The sequence below is a fragment of the Campylobacter concisus genome (genome assembly GCA_002092835.1).
In the GTDB taxonomy this organism is placed as follows: Bacteria; Campylobacterota; Campylobacteria; order Campylobacterales; family Campylobacteraceae; genus Campylobacter_A; species Campylobacter_A concisus_K.
In genome coordinates this window covers 1-2867 of sequence record LVWL01000011.1, presented here as the reverse complement: position 1 = coordinate 2867, position 2867 = coordinate 1, and the positions used below count along the sequence as shown (strand labels likewise).

Annotated in this window: 4 protein-coding genes; all 4 read left to right on the top strand. The window is 27.6% G+C overall.

Features of this window, described 5'->3' with window-relative positions; genetic code table 11:
- The first annotated feature begins 23 nt into the window (after window positions 1-23).
- The 4 genes from A3835_09755 to A3835_09740 all read left to right on the top strand — a co-directional run bounded on the left by A3835_09755 (window position 24) and on the right by A3835_09740 (window position 2795).
- Window positions 24-878 carry a hypothetical protein gene (locus A3835_09755; protein ORI09457.1) on the top strand — a complete coding sequence of 285 codons (855 nt, stop codon included), beginning with the start codon at window positions 24-26 and terminating at the stop codon, window positions 876-878.
- 8 nt (window positions 879-886) lie between these two features.
- A complete protein-coding gene (locus A3835_09750; GenBank protein ORI09456.1) occupies window positions 887-1192 on the top strand; it encodes a hypothetical protein in 306 nt (101 codons plus the stop codon).
- A gap of 860 nt (window positions 1193-2052) precedes the next feature.
- Complete coding sequence (locus A3835_09745; protein ORI09455.1) at window positions 2053-2373, top strand: hypothetical protein; 321 nt, start codon at window positions 2053-2055, stop codon at window positions 2371-2373.
- A gap of 137 nt (window positions 2374-2510) precedes the next feature.
- Window positions 2511-2795, top strand: a complete 285-nt coding sequence (locus tag A3835_09740) for a hypothetical protein (protein ID ORI09454.1) — start codon at window positions 2511-2513, stop codon at window positions 2793-2795.
- Window positions 2796-2867: the final 72 nt, after the last annotated feature.

Sequence of the window (2867 nt, the reverse complement as noted above, 5' to 3'; positions counted from 1 at the left end):
AGAAGCAATATGAGGATAGGTATATGTATGCCTTAAATGCCTATAACAATGAAGATTTTTACAAAGACAATTTAAGCGTTAAAACAAATCCTGGCATATTAGATTATACAAAATCAACCATGTATGGTCTAGGTGGATTTGCAGTAGGCGGAATCGAAGGACTTGCTGATATAGGAAATATTATCTTGCATCCAGTAGATTCAATAAACGGTTTAAATAATGCTTTTTATCATCCTATCCTAACAGCCAAAAATGTAAATGCAGATATAAAAGAATTTATGGCTGAAAATTTCGTAGATAGTATGATGGGTGATCAAAGCTCTATAAATTATAGAAGTTATCACGCACTAGGTGAAAATATAGGTTCTCTTGGAGCAGCTGGTAAAGTAGGACAAATAGCAAAAAATAGTGGCAAGCTAGTAAATACCGGCAAAAGTGGCAAAAACAATATGACAAATGATACTAAATCAACTACTACAAATTCAAATAATAACGCAAACAATTTGAACAATAATAGTAATGATGGAAGAGTTGTTGCTGGGGGAAGTGAGATTGTAAATGATATTACAAAAGAAAGTATAGATATAAAATTGAATAACTATCTTTTAGACCCAACACATAAAACAGGAGCTACTAAGGCTCAATGGTTTAAAGAAGCATTGGGTTTTACAAAAACAAATGCCGATGATTTAGCAAGGCAAATCAAATTTGATGAAAAAGTAGCAATAAAAACCGAATTAACACAATATGGACAAAAATACGAACAAATTATTCCTATTGTTGGTGCTAATAGTAAAAACATTGATGTAAAATTTGTTTGGATAAAAAATAAAGATGGGAATATTAGGTTGATAACAGCTATTCCGACGAAAAAGTAGGATATAAAATGTTTAATGAACTAGATGTTGTAAAAGCTAAATACAATATTTATTTAGTAAAAGATAAAAGTGGTTATTTTATTACTCATTGTAAAAGTAAAATTGGCAATGAAGATGTTATTTTTATTATTAAAAAGGGAACTATGGGAACAATCGTAATGGATTATAATACAACAGATTGTGAAGTTGAGTTTTTTGATGAAAACAATAATACAATTAAAATTAGTGATTTTGGATACACTTTAACATTAAGTAAAAAATATTTAACATTATATAATTTGCCTACCACATCAAAAAGGAATGCAAATATATAAGGAGCTAAAATTCAAATGAAAAATATCTCCAAAATACGTAAAAATATAGATAGTAATTATATGGAAATATATGCTGATTATTTTGGCTGTTCCTGCTAACGCTCTTTACGCAAGATAATTTAGAATTTGAAACAATTGAAGATGAAGTCGAAGCTTTCCTATACCTGTTAAAAAAATTTATTGATAGTGGCTTATACTTGTTGTATCGCCACTAAGTGGAGAAAAAGAAAAAATTATTCAAAATATTAAATTTTGGGATACTACTTCGGATGCGATAATAGAATATATAAGGCAAAAACTTCCTAAAAATTTAAATTCATTATATGGTAGAATTAACGATAATGATAGTTTTGTAAAATTTTGGTATAAAGATTGCCCAGATATTCGCTGGGTCAATAGAAAAACAGGAAAAATTTATTAGGATAACAAATGACTTATCAAGCCTATAAAAAACCAAATACAAATTAAGACTCAAATTTAAGTTACTAACTTTAAGTTTTGCATTTGTATTTTTGTATTTTATGATATTTCAAAGTTATGCTAATGTTACAAATTTCAATAAAAATGTCCGGACTAACTACTGTGGATACCATTAAAACTTCTGGTTTGCTAAAAATAGAAGCACATTATCTTATAATATGGATCCAAAAGAGCTAATCAATGATCTAAAAAATAACAAAGTGAAAAAATACGAGTTATAAATGAAAATAAACTTAAAATTGATTTTGGTCGTATCATAGGCGAAGTAAAAAATATGATGGTTCATCATCGCAAAATACTACTTGGGGAATAGTTCATATTGATAAAAATGGTGGGGCTCATATCGTTCCAGCATTTCCAGACAAATTTTGAGGTGTATTATGAAAAATATTTATTCAATACTTCTATTCGGATTGCATGTAGGTTTTTTAGGAGAAATACGACCAAATGTAAGAGGCATTGCCTTTGATTATGGAGATGATGGCACTGTTTATTTATATGGTTATTTAGACAATGAACCAACAGATGAAGACTATGATATTTTTTCGTATGCTTTAACTGAATTATATTCCGTATCACCAGAACTAGATGCAAACGGACAATATAAAGAAAAAATTATATTAACAAAATACAATGGGAAAAATATTAAAAAACAGCCACATTATATGGATTGGTTTTATATAAGATACGAAGATGATTAAAGATTATAATAAGACATTATAAAAGAAGTTTAAATCCAAGAAGATGGTGTTAATAGAAATATTTATCAGCTTGGTGATGTTAGAGTAGTAACTGAAAATAATGATAATATTATAATTAGTGTTATAAGGGCTAGCCAATGAAATGGATATATCCACAATTAATTGATGATTTGAAGTGTTATTGTAATAAATTTATTAATGGCGATATTGATATTCAAATTATTCAAGATAAGATATATAAAACAGAAATGCAAATAGTTTCTATAGAGGAGCAATGGCTAAGAAAGATATTATCTAATATAGAAAATGAAATTGAATTATCTATGTTTACATTAGAAGATGCTGAATTAAAAAAGAATGTGTGTGAAAAAATAGATAGTTTATTAGACATAATATATAAATTTGAAAATGATATGAACTAGACAATATTATAGAAGGTGAAAAATACCTTTGGTAATGCAATGAATTTCAAATGCCTTTAACCCAGATAAGAA

What these genes read in the sequence shown, in the direction of transcription:
- A3835_09755 (ORI09457.1), top strand. Translation starts at nt 24, where the DNA reads ATGTATGCCTTAAATGCCTATAACAATGAAGATTTTTACAAAGACAAT.
- A3835_09750 (ORI09456.1), top strand. Translation starts at nt 887, where the DNA reads ATGTTTAATGAACTAGATGTTGTAAAAGCTAAATACAATATTTATTTA.
- A3835_09745 (ORI09455.1), top strand. Translation starts at nt 2,053, where the DNA reads ATGAAAAATATTTATTCAATACTTCTATTCGGATTGCATGTAGGTTTT.
- A3835_09740 (ORI09454.1), top strand. Translation starts at nt 2,511, where the DNA reads ATGAAATGGATATATCCACAATTAATTGATGATTTGAAGTGTTATTGT.